At 44.6% G+C, this 14,157-nt stretch carries 13 protein-coding genes; 8 read left to right on the top strand and 5 right to left on the bottom strand.

The window, feature by feature from the left end; translation table 11 throughout:
• Positions 1–111: 111 nt before the first annotated feature.
• From urtB to B2863_RS10265, 7 genes are all read left to right on the top strand, one after another.
• Positions 112–1,770: an urea ABC transporter permease subunit UrtB gene (gene urtB, locus B2863_RS10295; RefSeq protein WP_414706937.1), complete on the top strand. Its 1,659-nt coding sequence runs from the start codon at positions 112–114 to the stop codon at positions 1,768–1,770.
• 10 nt (positions 1,771–1,780) lie between these two features.
• The gene (gene urtC / locus B2863_RS10290; RefSeq protein ID WP_296210117.1) at positions 1,781–2,851 is read left to right on the top strand and encodes an urea ABC transporter permease subunit UrtC; all 1,071 of its coding nucleotides are present in this window, start codon (positions 1,781–1,783) and stop codon (positions 2,849–2,851) included.
• A 44-nt stretch (positions 2,852–2,895) separates the two neighbouring features.
• On the top strand, positions 2,896–3,705 hold the full coding sequence (gene urtD / locus B2863_RS10285) for an urea ABC transporter ATP-binding protein UrtD (RefSeq protein ID WP_339343442.1): 810 nt from the start codon (positions 2,896–2,898) through the stop codon (positions 3,703–3,705).
• 78 nt (positions 3,706–3,783) lie between these two features.
• Positions 3,784–4,482, top strand: coding sequence for an urea ABC transporter ATP-binding subunit UrtE (gene urtE, locus B2863_RS10280; RefSeq protein ID WP_057761967.1), 699 nt, complete (start codon positions 3,784–3,786; stop codon positions 4,480–4,482).
• A gap of 305 nt (positions 4,483–4,787) precedes the next feature.
• Positions 4,788–5,672 carry a prolipoprotein diacylglyceryl transferase gene (gene lgt, locus B2863_RS10275; protein ID WP_296210110.1) on the top strand — a complete coding sequence of 295 codons (885 nt, stop codon included), beginning with the start codon at positions 4,788–4,790 and terminating at the stop codon, positions 5,670–5,672.
• A gap of 148 nt (positions 5,673–5,820) precedes the next feature.
• Positions 5,821–6,690, top strand: coding sequence for a thymidylate synthase (locus tag B2863_RS10270; RefSeq protein ID WP_296210108.1), 870 nt, complete (start codon positions 5,821–5,823; stop codon positions 6,688–6,690).
• A 64-nt stretch (positions 6,691–6,754) separates the two neighbouring features.
• On the top strand, positions 6,755–7,327 hold the full coding sequence (locus B2863_RS10265; RefSeq protein ID WP_296210105.1) for a dihydrofolate reductase: 573 nt from the start codon (positions 6,755–6,757) through the stop codon (positions 7,325–7,327).
• A 133-nt stretch (positions 7,328–7,460) separates the two neighbouring features.
• Here B2863_RS10265 and uvrC read toward each other — a convergent pair whose 3' ends face one another.
• Both uvrC and B2863_RS10255 read right to left on the bottom strand, forming a co-directional pair.
• The gene (uvrC, locus tag B2863_RS10260; RefSeq protein ID WP_296210102.1) at positions 7,461–9,305 is read right to left on the bottom strand and encodes an excinuclease ABC subunit UvrC; all 1,845 of its coding nucleotides are present in this window, start codon (positions 9,303–9,305) and stop codon (positions 7,461–7,463) included.
• 154 nt (positions 9,306–9,459) lie between these two features.
• Positions 9,460–10,983 carry a DUF3360 family protein gene (locus B2863_RS10255; protein WP_290178531.1) on the bottom strand — a complete coding sequence of 508 codons (1,524 nt, stop codon included), beginning with the start codon at positions 10,981–10,983 and terminating at the stop codon, positions 9,460–9,462.
• A gap of 514 nt (positions 10,984–11,497) precedes the next feature.
• Here B2863_RS10255 and B2863_RS10250 point away from each other — a divergent pair.
• On the top strand, positions 11,498–12,058 hold the full coding sequence (locus B2863_RS10250; RefSeq protein WP_296210096.1) for a DUF4442 domain-containing protein: 561 nt from the start codon (positions 11,498–11,500) through the stop codon (positions 12,056–12,058).
• Positions 12,059–12,297: 239 nt separating this feature from the next.
• Here the strand turns inward: B2863_RS10250 and rplS are convergent, their stop codons facing one another.
• From rplS to rimM, 3 genes are all read right to left on the bottom strand, one after another.
• On the bottom strand, positions 12,298–12,720 hold the full coding sequence (gene rplS, locus B2863_RS10245; protein ID WP_057761981.1) for a 50S ribosomal protein L19: 423 nt from the start codon (positions 12,718–12,720) through the stop codon (positions 12,298–12,300).
• Between the two features lie 205 nt (positions 12,721–12,925).
• Positions 12,926–13,690, bottom strand: a complete 765-nt coding sequence (gene trmD, locus B2863_RS10240; RefSeq protein ID WP_102092093.1) for a tRNA (guanosine(37)-N1)-methyltransferase TrmD — start codon at positions 13,688–13,690, stop codon at positions 12,926–12,928.
• A gap of 77 nt (positions 13,691–13,767) precedes the next feature.
• A partial coding sequence (gene rimM, locus B2863_RS10235) for a ribosome maturation factor RimM (RefSeq protein ID WP_296210090.1) occupies positions 13,768–14,157 on the bottom strand: 390 nt, incomplete at its 5' end.

The following is a 14,157-nucleotide window of genomic DNA, read 5'->3' as shown; positions in this document are numbered from 1 at the left end:
AACCCACAAGCATCAGCCAGTGAAGTCATGCAGTATGCGGCTCGTTTTTCAATTTATGCGCCTCTGCGATTACTTGCATTGATGGCATTATGTATAACAACTTTTACAACCATGGCGTATGCCGATCATGATGGTCAAGTACATGACCACGATACGGATACCGCTCATAGTGAGCAATCCTTGGTCACACCTGTCAACGTAGCCACTTCTACTCAAGCCAGCATCTCAAATATTTCGACAGCAACTACAAATTCAGGTGATGCCATTCAACAATTTGTGGCGGGTGATTTTAGTAAGCGTCAAGCCATGCTAAGTGATTGGCCAGGATCCGCTGAGAGTTTAGATAGTTTGGTTGAATTTATTGCCAATGATGAGCTATATCAAGGCAACGGTGGGCAAACGTATCTACTTAATAAAGATGACCAGCTGTTTACTTATCCTGATAAAAAAGAAACGGCGGACTGGCCTAGTGATTTATCACAAATCACCCTGACCAATGCCCTACGCTCAGCGCTCATCTTTGGTCAAGCCAAGGTAAAGCTGGAATCTGACAAACCAGCACAGCGCCTACAAGCTGTAGAGATTTTAGCCGATAATATTGACCAAGTAGATCCAGCCATTATTACGACAGCAGCGGCAAATGAAGACAGCGCTAAAGTTCAAAAAGCACTAACGGCACTACAAGCTCGTATTGATTTCAAAAACGGCGACCTACCCACTCAGATTGCAGCGGTCAATCTACTTGCAGATAGTGATAACCCACAAGTATTGGTCGATATCGAGTCTGCCCTTGCCGCTGATAATTTAGATTCTGCACTTGAAGCAGCGCTTATCGATGCTGAATCTAGCGTGTCACGGCGTATCGAAATCAGCACATGGACGGGGCATATTTTCACTGGCATGAGTACCGCTAGTATTTTACTGCTAGCGGCGCTTGGTCTTGCCATTACCTTTGGCTTACTTGGCGTTATCAATATGGCGCACGGTGAGCTAATTATGATTGGTGCTTATACCACTTATATGGTGCAAAACTTCTTTCAAGCTTACATGCCAGATATGGCTGGTTGGTATTTGCTTGCTGCTATTCCAGCTGCTTTTTTAGTCAGTGCCATCATCGGCATGATTATTGAACGTATCGTGATTCGTCCGCTATATGGCCGCGAGCTAGAGACCTTGCTGGCGACCTTTGGCGTCAGTCTGATTTTGATGCAGTTGGTACGGATGATTTTTGGTGCTCAGAACGTTGAAGTCAGTAACGTGGCATGGTTAAGCGGCGCGTACCAAGTGTCATCAAGCCTCGTACTGCCTTATAACCGTATCGCCATTATTGGCTTTACCGTCATTGTCGTGGCGCTACTGGTGTACTTGCTCAACAAAACCCGCTTTGGTTTATTTATACGAGCTGTCACTCAAAATCGCCAGATGGCACATGCTGTCGGTATCCCCTCTGCACGTATCGATATGATGGCATTTGGTTTGGGCTCTGGGCTGGCTGGTATGGCTGGCTGTGCACTTGCCCAAGTAGGCAACGTGGGTCCTGACTTGGGCCAAACCTATATCATTGATACGTTTTTGGTCGTCGTCGTCGGCGGTGTCGGTCAAGTATGGGGCGCAGTATTGGCCGCCTTGGGACTTGGAGTCAGCGGTACGGTACTTGAGATTGGTATCGGTGCGGTATTGGCTAAGATTGTGTTGTTGGTTCTTGTGATTCTGTTTATTCAGAAACGGCCACAAGGTTTATTTGCACTCAAAGGCCGCTTTGTCGAATAAGGAGACTTCTATGATACTGACCAAATTACTGTCTGATACGCCGCGTAGTGCTGTTTTAATTGGCTTATGTTTTGCCGTACTACTGATACTGCCTTGGCTACATCTTATGCCAGAGACCTCAGCTTTTCACCTTTCAGCCTACTGGATTACCCTGATTGGCAAGATTATGGCGCTAGCCATGGTCGCTTTGGCGCTAGATCTCGTCTGGGGCTATGCCGGTATTTTGAGCTTGGGACATGGCTTGTACTTTGCCTTGGGTGGTTATGCATTCGGCATGTACCTAACACGTGAGACAGCGGGCGACGCGCTTCCTGATTTTATGCGATTTTTGAGCTGGACTGAGATGCCATGGTATTGGGCTGGCACGCAGCACTTTTGGTGGGCAGTCGCACTGGTCGTATTAGTGCCTGGCTTGGTTGCTTTTATCTTTGGTTTCTTTGCTTTTCGCTCCAAAATCAAAGGCGTTTATTTTTCTATCATCACCCAAGCTATGGTCTATGCAGCAGCCTTGCTGTTCTTCCGTAATGAGACGGGCTTCGGCGGTAACAATGGCTTTACTGGTTTTACCACCTTACTCGGCTACGACATTACCGCTGCCTCTACTCGTTCAATGCTGTGTTTTGTCACTGTCTTAGCATTGTTAGTCTCTTATATGGGTTTGCGTCATTTAATGAACCAACCTTATGGGCGCGTACTTGGTGCGATTCGTGACAGCGAAAACCGCTTGCAGTATTTGGGCTACCGTACGCTGTGGTACAAGCTATCCGCTTGGGTGCTGTCCGCCGTCATCGCTGGTATCGCAGGTGCGCTATACGTACCGCAAGTAGGCATTATCAATCCGAGTGAGATGAACCCTGTGAACTCAATTGAGATAGCCGTCTGGGTAGCGACTGGTGGTAGAGGAAGCTTAATTGGCGCGATTTTAGGAACTGGTGTGGTAAATGCTGTGAAAACCTACTTTACCGTCGCCTACCCTGAGTTTTGGCTATTGATATTAGGTGGATTGTTCGTCGTCGTGACGTTGTTTTTACCCAATGGCATTATGGGCTTGTTCGATCGATTCAAAAAGGAGAAACAATAATGCTAAACGATAAGTCCTCATCGACTGAACAATCGACCAAAGCGCTGTCTGAATATGATCATACTGATGGACGTGACGGTCTCAGTCATCCCAAAAAATCAGGCGTCGATTTTAGCCATGGTATTGCTCTGTACTTAGAAGACGTGAGCGTCTGGTTTGATTCGTTTCGCGCACTCAATAATCTGTCTCTATATATCGAAGAAGGCGAGCTACGCTGTATCATCGGCCCAAACGGCGCTGGCAAAACCACGCTAATGGATGTCATTACGGGTAAAACCCGCCCTACCGAAGGCAGCGTGTTTTTTGGTCAGACTCATAACCTTGCCAGCTTATCTACCGAACAAATCGCTGAAGCTGGTATCGGCCGTAAGTTTCAAAAACCTACTGTCTTTGAAAATTTTACCGTAATGGATAATCTGTTACTTGCTGCACCGAAAGACAAACGTGTGGTCAAAAGCTTATTTAACAAACTCAATGCTGATACTCGCGATACCCTCGACGCGACTCTACAGCAAATCCGCCTGACCGATAAGATCAACAAGCCAGCTGGTTTGCTTTCACATGGGCAGAAACAGTGGTTAGAGATTGGCATGCTACTGATGCAAAGCCCCAAGCTCATTTTGCTTGATGAACCTGTAGCAGGCATGACCGATGCCGAAACAGAACATACCGCTGAGCTGTGTCTACGGCTCAAAAAGAACCATACATTAGTAGTAGTCGAACATGACATGACCTTTATCGATGCCATCAGTGAAAAAGTCACGGTATTGGCACAAGGGGCGATTTTGGCCGAAGGTACGTTAGCTGAAGTACAAGCCAATGAAGCAGTGATTGAGTCCTACTTAGGTCGATAACAGAACGAATCATCTAGACGAGCCAAACGAACATTCCCTTTAAAATATTAGAAAAGTTTTAGAGTTTAGGAGACAGCCATGTTACAAGTGAACGATATCAACCAGTATTACGGCGGCAGTCATATTTTACGAGACGTCTCGTTTACAGCGCCTGTAGGCGCATGCAGCGTGGTACTTGGACGTAACGGCGTGGGCAAAACTACTCTGCTTAAATGCTTGATGGGGATACTACCGATTAAATCAGGAGAGATTTTGCTCAATGATAAAGATATCAGCAAGATGTCCCCAGAGCAACGTGTCCGAGCAGGTCTAGCTTATGTACCACAAGGACGCGATATTTTTTCGACACTGACTGTAGAAGAGAACATATTAATTGGTATGGCCAAGTTTTCACGCAGTAAGGCAAAACACGTTCCCAAACATTTATACGATATTTTTCCAGTACTAGATGAGATGAAACATCGCCGCGGTGGTGATCTGTCTGGTGGTCAGCAGCAGCAGCTTGCTATCGCCCGTGCCCTAGCCTCCGAGCCGACTGTGTTAATTTTAGACGAGCCAACTGAAGGTATTCAGCCCTCTATCATTAAAGACATTGGCCGCGTCCTACGTGACTTGGCTGACAAAGGTGACATGGCCATTGTACTGGTTGAGCAATTCTATGAATTCGCTGAAGAGCTTGCTGACAATTACACGGTACTATCACGCGGCAAGGTAGTCTCACAAGGTGCAGGCGACACGATGGTCGAAAACAAAGTACAAGATTTAGTCGCCATCTAATTTCTTTTAATAATAAATGTAATAATACAAATTGGTAGTGAACGCTCGATAATGCTAAAAATAGCGTTCTTATCCTAAGCTGCTAGCTACCAAGATTACATATCATCACGAAAACACTCCTTGATTAAAGTCACTTTTTTCACCTCACTTCTTATCCTTTTTGACTCTTAGCCTATACATTCTGTACCATCTCAAAAACTCAAATCACTCATACACTCTGATTAGCACTAGAGCAATTATGTATGCCCAGCGAACGAAATTTGCTATTATAGTCAGCATTTTATTATCAATATTATGATGCCCTTATGATGATTCATCCTCAGTACGATCCTGTAGCATTAGCAGTTGGACCTGTCGAAGTCCATTGGTATGGGCTGATGTATTTGTTGGCATTTGCCGCCGCCTACGGACTAGCATGGTATCGCAGTACCAAGCGTGAAGGCTGGACGACAGATATGGTCTCCGACCTAGTGTTTTTTGGCGCACTTGGTGTGATATTAGGTGGCCGTGTCGGCTATGTATTGTTTTATCAGTTCGGTGAACTGCTTCAAAACCCTGCCTATCTGTTCAAAGTCTGGGAAGGCGGTATGTCATTTCATGGCGGCCTGATTGGTGTCATGTTGGGTATGCTGTATTTTGCCCGTAAATATAAGAAGACACCTTTCCAAGTGCTCGATTTTGTCGTTCCTTGTGTACCAACTGGTTTATTGTTCGGACGTATTGGTAACTATATCAATGCCGAACTATGGGGCCGTGTCTCTGACGGTGGCTATAACTGGTTGACCTACTTCCCGCAGGCCGCTAGTGTTGATATGCAGCAGCTACAAGCCAATCCTGCGCTACAAAACCTTATGACTGAAGTCAATGGTCAGTACCTGTTGCCTCGTCACCCGTCTCAATTGTATGAAGCCTTTGCAGAAGGTCTACTGTTGTTTCTATTCTTGTGGTGGTACTCATCAAAGCCCCGTCTTCGTATGGCAGTGACTGGTGTCTTTATGCTTGGTTATGGCTTTAGCCGATTTATCATTGAGTTCTTCCGCCAGCCAGACATCGACCAAGGATTCATCTTGCTAGGTTGGATGACCAAAGGTCAGATACTAAGCGCCCCAATGATAATTATCGGTCTGTTCTTGATCGGTTACGCTTACAAACGCGGCATCTACGACTGGGGTAAGCAAGCTGCTTATTAAGCTTACACTTTTATGATAAAGGTTGAGGACTTAAAATAGGGTATGCTGTCAACACGCCTACCCTAGCAATACTTTCAATAATGACAGTGTATATATCAACTACCCATCTAGCCTGTATGCACTGTCAGCAGTAACTAAAGAGCATTTTATGATCAATGGCACCCAAAGTAATAACGAGCAAGGCTATTTAGATTTGCTACGCCACGTTCTCGACAATGGCACTGAAAAAGGTGATCGTACTGGTACTGGTACGCTTAGCCATTTTGGCGCACAGCTACGCTTTGACTTAGCAGAAGGCTTTCCACTGCTAACGACCAAAAAAGTTCACTTTAAATCTATCGCTTATGAACTATTATGGTTTTTAAGTGGCAGCACTCATGTTGACTATCTACAACAGAATAACGTTCGTATCTGGAATGAGTGGGCAACAGCAGAACAGACCGCGCGCTTTAACAGACCTGCTGGTGATCTGGGTCCTATCTATGGTCATCAATGGCGTAACTATGGTGCGACCAAAAATGAAGATGCCAGTTATAACGCTGATGGCGTCGATCAAATCGCACAAGTCGTTGAACAGATAAAGACCAATCCGAATTCACGCCGTTTGATTGTCTCTGGCTGGAATCCAGGTGAAGCAGAGCAAGTAGCCCTACCACCATGTCATACGTTATTTCAGTTCTTTGTCGCAGACAATAAGCTGTCATGCCAGCTGTATCAACGTTCGGCTGACTTATTCCTAGGCGTGCCTTTTAACATTGCGAGCTATGCGCTATTGACTCATATGATCGCGCAGGTGTGTGGTTTAGAAGTTGGAGAGTTTGTTTGGACAGGTGGTGATTGTCATATTTACCAAAACCACCGTGAGCAGGCTGAGCTACAGTTGACGCGCTCGCTATATAAACTGCCGACATTGTCTTTGAACCCTGAAGTAAAAGACATATTTGCGTTTGAATACGAAGACATTAGTGTCAATGACTATGAGTCGCACCCTGCTATCAAAGCCAAAGTTGCCGTATAAAGTTAGTCTGGTTAACTACGCTAAATAAAAGCAAGATTTAAAAATACAATAAAAAGGATATATTATGAGCTATGCCCATACCGAAGTTGCCCAAATCGCTGCTATTAGTAGCAATCGCTGTATCGGCAAAAACAATGAGCTACCGTGGCATATCTCAGCAGATTTGCAACATTTCAAAAGCATGACGACCAAAGAAAATGATAGCAAGATTCAAGGTATCGTGATTATGGGTCGTAAGACATTTGAGTCGATGGGTAGCAAACCATTACCCAAGCGTGTGAGCTTTATTGTCACGACACAGATGGATTATGCTGAGACAAAAGGTCTCGCAGATAGCAGCAACGCCTATGTGGTACACAACCTAGACGATGCTCTGACACAAGCAGCTAGCCTAGCACATGGCGCGCATCTCGATACGATTTGGGTGATAGGCGGTGAGCGAGTATTTAGTGACGCTCTGATGTACACCGACCGTATTGAGCTGACTCATGTAGGTACTGATATTGCTGACGGCGATGCATTTTATCCTGAGCTGCCAGAACGCTTTAAAGTAGCAGACGAATCTGAGCAGATGCACGATGAAAAAAGTGATTTAAACTTTAAATTTACCACTTATAAAGTAACAACTGATAAGTAGTAAAAGCCTATTAAAAAAGGGGCAATCTTGGATAAGTAGAATTATCTAAGACTGCCCCTTTTTTTATTTAATCTTCACACAGTTTTATTTGTAGACAATCAATAAAAACTGCTGCTTGATAATATCTAATCCATTACTCATGCAATACTTTATAAACCGTTTTTGCGAGTACTGGTCCGATGCCTTGTACGCCTGCCAACTCCTGCTGTGAAGCGCCAAGCAGCTGCTGCATACCACCAAAGTGATTGAGTAAGTCACGACGACGTTTTTCACCCAGTCCCGGTATTACCTCTAGTACTGATGACGAGCGACGCTTATCGCGTTTTTTACGGTGAGCGGTAATCGCAAAACGATGCGCCTCATCACGAATATGCATCAGCAAGTGCAATGCTTTGCTATCCATCGGTAAATCTAACGGTTCGTGATCGATAAAGTGCAATACCTCAAGCCCAGCCTTGCGCCCTTCCCCTTTTGCCACACTGATGAGCAAGGTGTCGCCAAGAATACCCAATTCAATTAATACTTCTTTGGCAATACCAAGCTGACCTTTACCACCATCAACCAATAGCAAATCCGGTAACGGCTGCTTTTTATAACGTCGAGTCAGTACTTGTTTCATCGCTGCATAGTCATCGCCACCTTGGATATCATGGATAGCATACTGACGGTAATCGCGACGACGCGAGCCACCTTGATCAAATACCACGCAGCTACCAATGGTCGCCTCACCCATCGTATGTGAGATATCGAAGCATTCAATACGATCAATCGTCCGATCAGCGACAGTCGCCAATACGTCTTTTAGCGCGCCAAAGCGCGCATGCAGCTCTAAATAATCGCCAAGTTTGGTTTTTAATGCATTACTGGTATTCAGTGTGGCTAAGTCTAGCCACTCTGAACGGTGCTCACGCACGTTGGTCTTGATAACTACTTTATTGCCAAAGTGCGTTGCCAATGCTTCACTCACTGCCACTTGATCTGGTATCTGATGGCTCAATATGATTTCGGCAGGCAAATCATCGGTCACTTGGAAATAAAATGACGTAATAAAAGCCGATAAATTGTCTGCTAACGACTCACTACTATCCACATCTGGGAAATAATTTTTTCCACCCAATACACGGCCACCACGTACCGTCAGCACGTTCACACAGGTCATGCCAGCCTGACTAGCAATGGCAATCACATCTGCCTCACCTTGTACGGTATAGACCGCTTGCCTTGCTTGTACTTCACGTAGCATAGACAGCTGATCGCGATAAAATACCGCCTTTTCGAAATCTAACGCTTCAGCTGACGCTTCCATCTTTTCAATCAGCGTACTATGAATATCGCTAGAGTCGCCCTTTAGAAAACGAATCGTATTATTCACATCTTCTGCGTACTCTTCTGGCGATACCAAGCCAACACAGGGCGCACGGCAACGTTTGATCTGATACTCAAGGCAAGGACGCTGACGCTGCTTAAAAAAGGTATTGGTACATTGACGCATTTGAAACATTTTTTGCATCAATACTAGCGTTTCTTTTGCCGCATGTGCAGAGGGAAACGGGCCAAAGAATCGACCCTTTTGGTGATTGCCTTTGCCGCGGCCGTAAGCCAAACGTGGATAAGGCTTATCGGCTGAGATAAACACATAAAGATAGGATTTATCATCACGCAGCAGCACGTTATAGGGCGGTCGATGTTCTTTGATTAGATTCTGTTCAAGCAACAGCGCTTCGGTTTCACTACGCGTGATAATAGTCTCAATATTATGAATCCGCGCCACTAGCGCCCGCGTCTTTGGATGATCTATCGTCTTGGCAAAATAGCTATTTACTCGGCTTTTTAGCGACTTAGCTTTACCAACGTATAAGATGTCGCCGTTCTTACCCAGCATCTTATACACCCCTGGCAAGTTAGGTAGGCGTTTAATCAAATGCTTAAGACGGGCTTTTTTATCATCGACAGGACTCGATTCTGAGACATTAACCATAGAATTTATTGCTCTTAAAAATCTTAGTAATACTGCTAGTTATGGGGCGGGAGTCATTGTTTTACAAGCCAATTATTATCGCAGCGCTACCCATAAAAAAGCCAGCTTTCGCCGGCTTAGTTTGTTCTATTATCGTGTATGTAACAACATACTACTAATGACGGAAGTTTGCCATCAATGCTGGGATACCCGGCAGCATACCGACGATAGCCATGACGCCTGTCAGTACCACAAACATAATGCCTGGTATGATCCAGCGGCTCATCTTAGTCAAATTGGCACTACGCTCTTTAGAGCCAATCAAGCCCAAGTTATCAAGCAACAACGTGAGCGACCAACCAAAGGCTGGGTTAACCAATGCCGACGCAAATACCACAATTGCAGCAGACTGCGTGGTTTTACCTTCGCGCGTCATTTCCATACCAGCTTCTAGTAATGGAATAAACACCCCAACGATCAAAGCCACACACATCACTGGTTGCCAAATGGCCAAATCCATTGGATAGCCCCAGACACCTGCGATAATACAGAATAGAGCTGTCAATAAAGCGCCAGCAGGAATAGGACGTTTAGCAATCGCTGCAGGAACAATATACGTTCCCCACGATGACGCAAAGTTGGCGCCGCCCAATACAGAGCCGACTACCTGACGAAATGAAGCACTGGTCATCGTGTCATCGATATCCATAAGTACTTTTTCAGTACGCTTAGGATAGCTGATTTTTTGGAATACTTGATGGCCCAAGAAATCTGGCGACCACATTGCCACGGCCAAAATAGCAAACGGTAATACTACAATGAAACTTTCAATCGTCGGCAGACCTAACATCCAACCTGTGTTCTCGCCCCACCAATACATTGGATTCATGTTTGGTAGACCTGGTGCTGTTTTGAACGCAAAAGGTGCGCCCAATGCAAATGCAAGGCCACCACCTAACACACAGCTTAGCGGAACCGCGAGCCAGCGTTTTTGCCAATGCTCAAGCAATGCATATAGCAGGATAGTCGCCAGAATAATAAAGAAAGCGATATGCGACATGCCAATCCCTTCTGCCCAAGCAAAGAGATTTTTGACCTGTGACGTGGTACCGATAAAGCCCAAGTAAATCAAGAGGCCACCGCACACACCTTTACTGGTCAAGTTAGCAAGCAGACTCCCCCCTTTACTAATTGCGAGGAGCAGACCAAAAGCACCGATAAGCAAACCAAAGGCCATCGGGTGCCCACCAGCTGCTACCACAATAGGAATCAGAGGAATAAGTGGGCCGTGAGTACCAGCAAGGTTGGCCGTCGGCAATAGAAAGCCCGAAAATAAGATAATAAAGAAGGAGACGATCAATAGCTCATAGCGCACGTTTTCTAGAACAAATGCATCACCTAAGCCGAGTGGACCTGCAAAGGTTGCTGCAATGGCGCCCACCATGACAACTTTACCGATGGTCGCGGCCATTGCTGGAATAGTATCTTCGTATTCAAAACGGTAATCACGGAATGGTAAATTAGGACGCCAGCGTTTCGGCTGCATGATTTGTAGTTCATGGTTTAAATAAGCATCACGACTGTCGAAACTAGAACTGGGCTTATGCAAATCTACATAACTGCCTTGTACTTGACTGTCGTGGTTTACGTTCGAGGTCGGCGTATTAGACCCTGAAGAGGGGGTCTGAGGGTTACTCATCACATTTCCTTGTGTCGATTACGTCTTTAATTGACTACACACGCTCTGCTCTAATGTCATAGACCAAAGCGCCTATTACAAACTGCGAACTATTGTATGCCAAGACTTGATGAAATGCGAACCTAAAACCATTTAAAGATACTATGTATCTCATTATAATATATAAACTAAAGTTTCTATTTGAGACAAAATTAACCTTAATAGAAAACCATGAGGAAAAAATCTTTCTATTATAGACTTTGAATTAGAATAAACGACCGTTTTATTGATAATGATTTACATCTAGGTGGATTTTTATCACATAGATGAATAGCAAAGATAGTTATAATAAATAACGATCGTTACTTATAAGTGGGCATAAATATGTCATTTTGGTTACGCTTTAGAGCTAGCAGGCTGAGTACTTTTTAATTATGATAAATACTTTTTATCGATTTATTTCTCAGTGATACTGTGTAAAACCGCATTATTGATACAATCAAAAAATTGAGAAAAAAGGCAACAGGACAAGTTTATGAGCGTATTACCTACCAACCTTGAGACTTTGAAACGTCGAGCCAAGCAAAGCATCATGCCATTGCTTACACCGCATTTATTAAAGCTGCGCCTTAATACTTATGCACCATACATTGGTGCAGGTATCAAAATCGATCATATCAGTCTCGATCAGGGTTTGTGCGTAGTCAGCATGGGACTAAACACTCTGAACAAAAATATCGTCGGTACTCAGTTCGGTGGTAGCTTATATTCAATGGTTGACCCTTTTTATATGCTCATGCTGATGCATCAACTGGGTAGCAATTACGTGGTGTGGGACAAAAGCTCACATATTGATTTTATTGCGCCTGGCAATAGTAAAGTCACTGCACGTATGAAAATACCTAGTTCTGAAATCATCACTATTCAAGAGCTGGCAAAAGAGGGCGAAGCGGTCTTCCGTGAGTATAAAGTCGACATCGTTGATGAACAGCAAAAGCTAATCGCAACCGTCACCAAGACTTTATACATTAGACTGCGCAAATACAGTAAGTCCAAAGAGCAAGTAAATCGCATCGATACATTTGATGCTCAATAAGCTTTAGCTTATAACTGGCACTATTAGAGCTGATAGTATTAGAGCTGATAAAACTCAGATTATTAATGCTACACATACAAAAACCCCAATCTAGCTTTCGCATAGATTGGGGTTTCGTCTTTTTTGGTATGGCCCGCTTATTTATAAATAAACCTATGAATAAGGGCTTGTATCTACTATTACCTTGTCTTGAGCCAATCCTAAAATTATAGGACTAACTCAAAACGGCAAACTTGTGCTTAGATACCAGGTGCAGTATCAACTGCATCAGGTACGCCAGCGTCAGTTTTTTTCTTAGCAACTGGACGAGCACCAAGTTTTTCGCGGATACGTGCTGATTTACCAGAGCGCTCACGTAAGTAGTATAGTTTCGCACGGCGAACAGCACCGCGACGTTTCACTTCGATGCTCTCGATGATTGGTGAATGCAATTGGAATGCACGCTCAACGCCAACGCCGCTTGAGATTTTACGTACGGTAAACGCTGAGTTTAAACCGCGGTTACGCTTAGCAATTACAACGCCTTCAAAAGCCTGTAAACGCTCACGCTCACCTTCACGTACTTTTACTTGTACCACAACGGTATCGCCGGGTGCAAAGCTTGGGCGCTCAAGCAATTGAGCGTTTTCGATGACCTGAACCAATGGATGCTTGTTGCTCATGAGAGTTATCTCCTCACATTAGATAATAGAGGCTTGACGCATATCACCTGTTTGTAATAATTAATCGCATCTCTTTATAGTGAGACACAACGTAAATGGGTTATAACCAACGGCCACTATGCTATGACTCGTTTTATTATTGCTCAAAATTCTGTTTCTTAACTGTTTATCAAACTTCGTAACGATAAAATTAGATTTTAAAAACCTACTTTTTATCTGCTTTGGCCAATGCTTTCAACCACTTCGCTTGCTCTACCGTTGGGGTAAACGCTTGCCATAAGTCTGGACGACGCGTTTGCGTACGACTGACTTGCTGACTAAAACGCCACTTAGCGATATTGGCATGGTGACCTGAAAGTAATACCTCAGGAACCGCCATACCCGCAAACTCATGCGGCTTAGTATAGTGTGGACAGTCAAGCAAGCCATCGACAAAAGAGTCTTGCTCCGCTGACTTGTCATCACCCATGATATCGGGCAGACGACGTATCACACTATCCATTAGCACCATTGCTGGCAACTCGCCACCAGTCAACACGTAATCACCTAACGATACTTCCATATCGACATATTGTGATAGTAAACGCTCGTCAATACCTTCATAACGACCGCATAATAAAATCATGCCATCGTAATCAGTCATATTGACTACGCTACTCTCACTAAGCGTCTGTCCTTGCGGCGACATATAAATCACCGGACAGTGCTCACTATCGACACGGCAACCATGCTGACTGGCACGCAATCGTGCATCCTCAATGGCTTTCGATAATGGCTCAGCCATCATCACCATCCCAGGACCACCCCCATAAGGGCGCTCATCAATACGGCGATAGTTATCGGTGGTATAATCACGTGGATTAATGCATTCAATCGTAACTTGCTCTTGAGTCACTGCTCGGCCCGTGATTCCAAACTCACGAATCGTGGCAAACATCTCAGGAAAAATACTAATTACGGCAAAATACATCTGATGTCTACTTGCGTTAAGGCTAAAACAATCGGTGTAAGTACTAACAACGTCTGACTAAAAAGCCAGAAACGCTATCAGTAATCACTCGGCCATGCCACAAGCACTGTTTTTTCAGTCATATTGACTTCTATTACAGTTTGCTTATGCCATGGAATCAGGCGTTCTTCATTGTCTAAACTGTCTGAATTTGCCGTTACACGCATGATGTCATGGGCACCGGTTTCAAACATTTCAGTGATATTACCTAGATACTCATCCTGCTCGTTCATCACGCGCAGACTGACCAAATCCGACCAATAATATTCGTCTTCAGCGGTTTCAGGCAGGACGTTTTGTTCGACCCAAACGGTAACACCGTTCATAGTCTCAGCAACATTACGATCAGGAATCTGCTCAAATTGAGCTACAATCCCTGTTCCTTGCTCACGCCAAGCCTTCACAGTTAAAGGTTTCATGCCAGTGGC

Origin of the sequence: Psychrobacter sp. UBA3480, assembly GCF_002377945.1 — a bacterium.
Classification (GTDB): domain Bacteria; phylum Pseudomonadota; class Gammaproteobacteria; order Pseudomonadales; family Moraxellaceae; genus Psychrobacter.
Note: the sequence above shows the minus strand (reverse complement) of the source record. Positions and strands in the feature narration are given on the sequence as shown.

Bases quoted from the DNA above. Each gene is read 5' to 3' on its own strand.
- B2863_RS10250 (WP_296210096.1), top strand. From the start codon at position 11,498: ATGAGCGTATTACCTACCAACCTTGAGACTTTGAAACGTCGAGCCAAG.
- B2863_RS10270 (WP_296210108.1), top strand. From the start codon at position 5,821: ATGATCAATGGCACCCAAAGTAATAACGAGCAAGGCTATTTAGATTTG.
- urtE (WP_057761967.1), top strand. From the start codon at position 3,784: ATGTTACAAGTGAACGATATCAACCAGTATTACGGCGGCAGTCATATT.
- rplS (WP_057761981.1), bottom strand. From the start codon at position 12,720: ATGAGCAACAAGCATCCATTGGTTCAGGTCATCGAAAACGCTCAATTG.
- trmD (WP_102092093.1), bottom strand. From the start codon at position 13,690: ATGTATTTTGCCGTAATTAGTATTTTTCCTGAGATGTTTGCCACGATT.
- lgt (WP_296210110.1), top strand. From the start codon at position 4,788: ATGATGATTCATCCTCAGTACGATCCTGTAGCATTAGCAGTTGGACCT.
- urtC (WP_296210117.1), top strand. From the start codon at position 1,781: ATGATACTGACCAAATTACTGTCTGATACGCCGCGTAGTGCTGTTTTA.
- B2863_RS10265 (WP_296210105.1), top strand. From the start codon at position 6,755: ATGAGCTATGCCCATACCGAAGTTGCCCAAATCGCTGCTATTAGTAGC.
- urtB (WP_414706937.1), top strand. From the start codon at position 112: ATGGCGTATGCCGATCATGATGGTCAAGTACATGACCACGATACGGAT.
- uvrC (WP_296210102.1), bottom strand. From the start codon at position 9,305: ATGGTTAATGTCTCAGAATCGAGTCCTGTCGATGATAAAAAAGCCCGT.
- B2863_RS10255 (WP_290178531.1), bottom strand. From the start codon at position 10,983: ATGAGTAACCCTCAGACCCCCTCTTCAGGGTCTAATACGCCGACCTCG.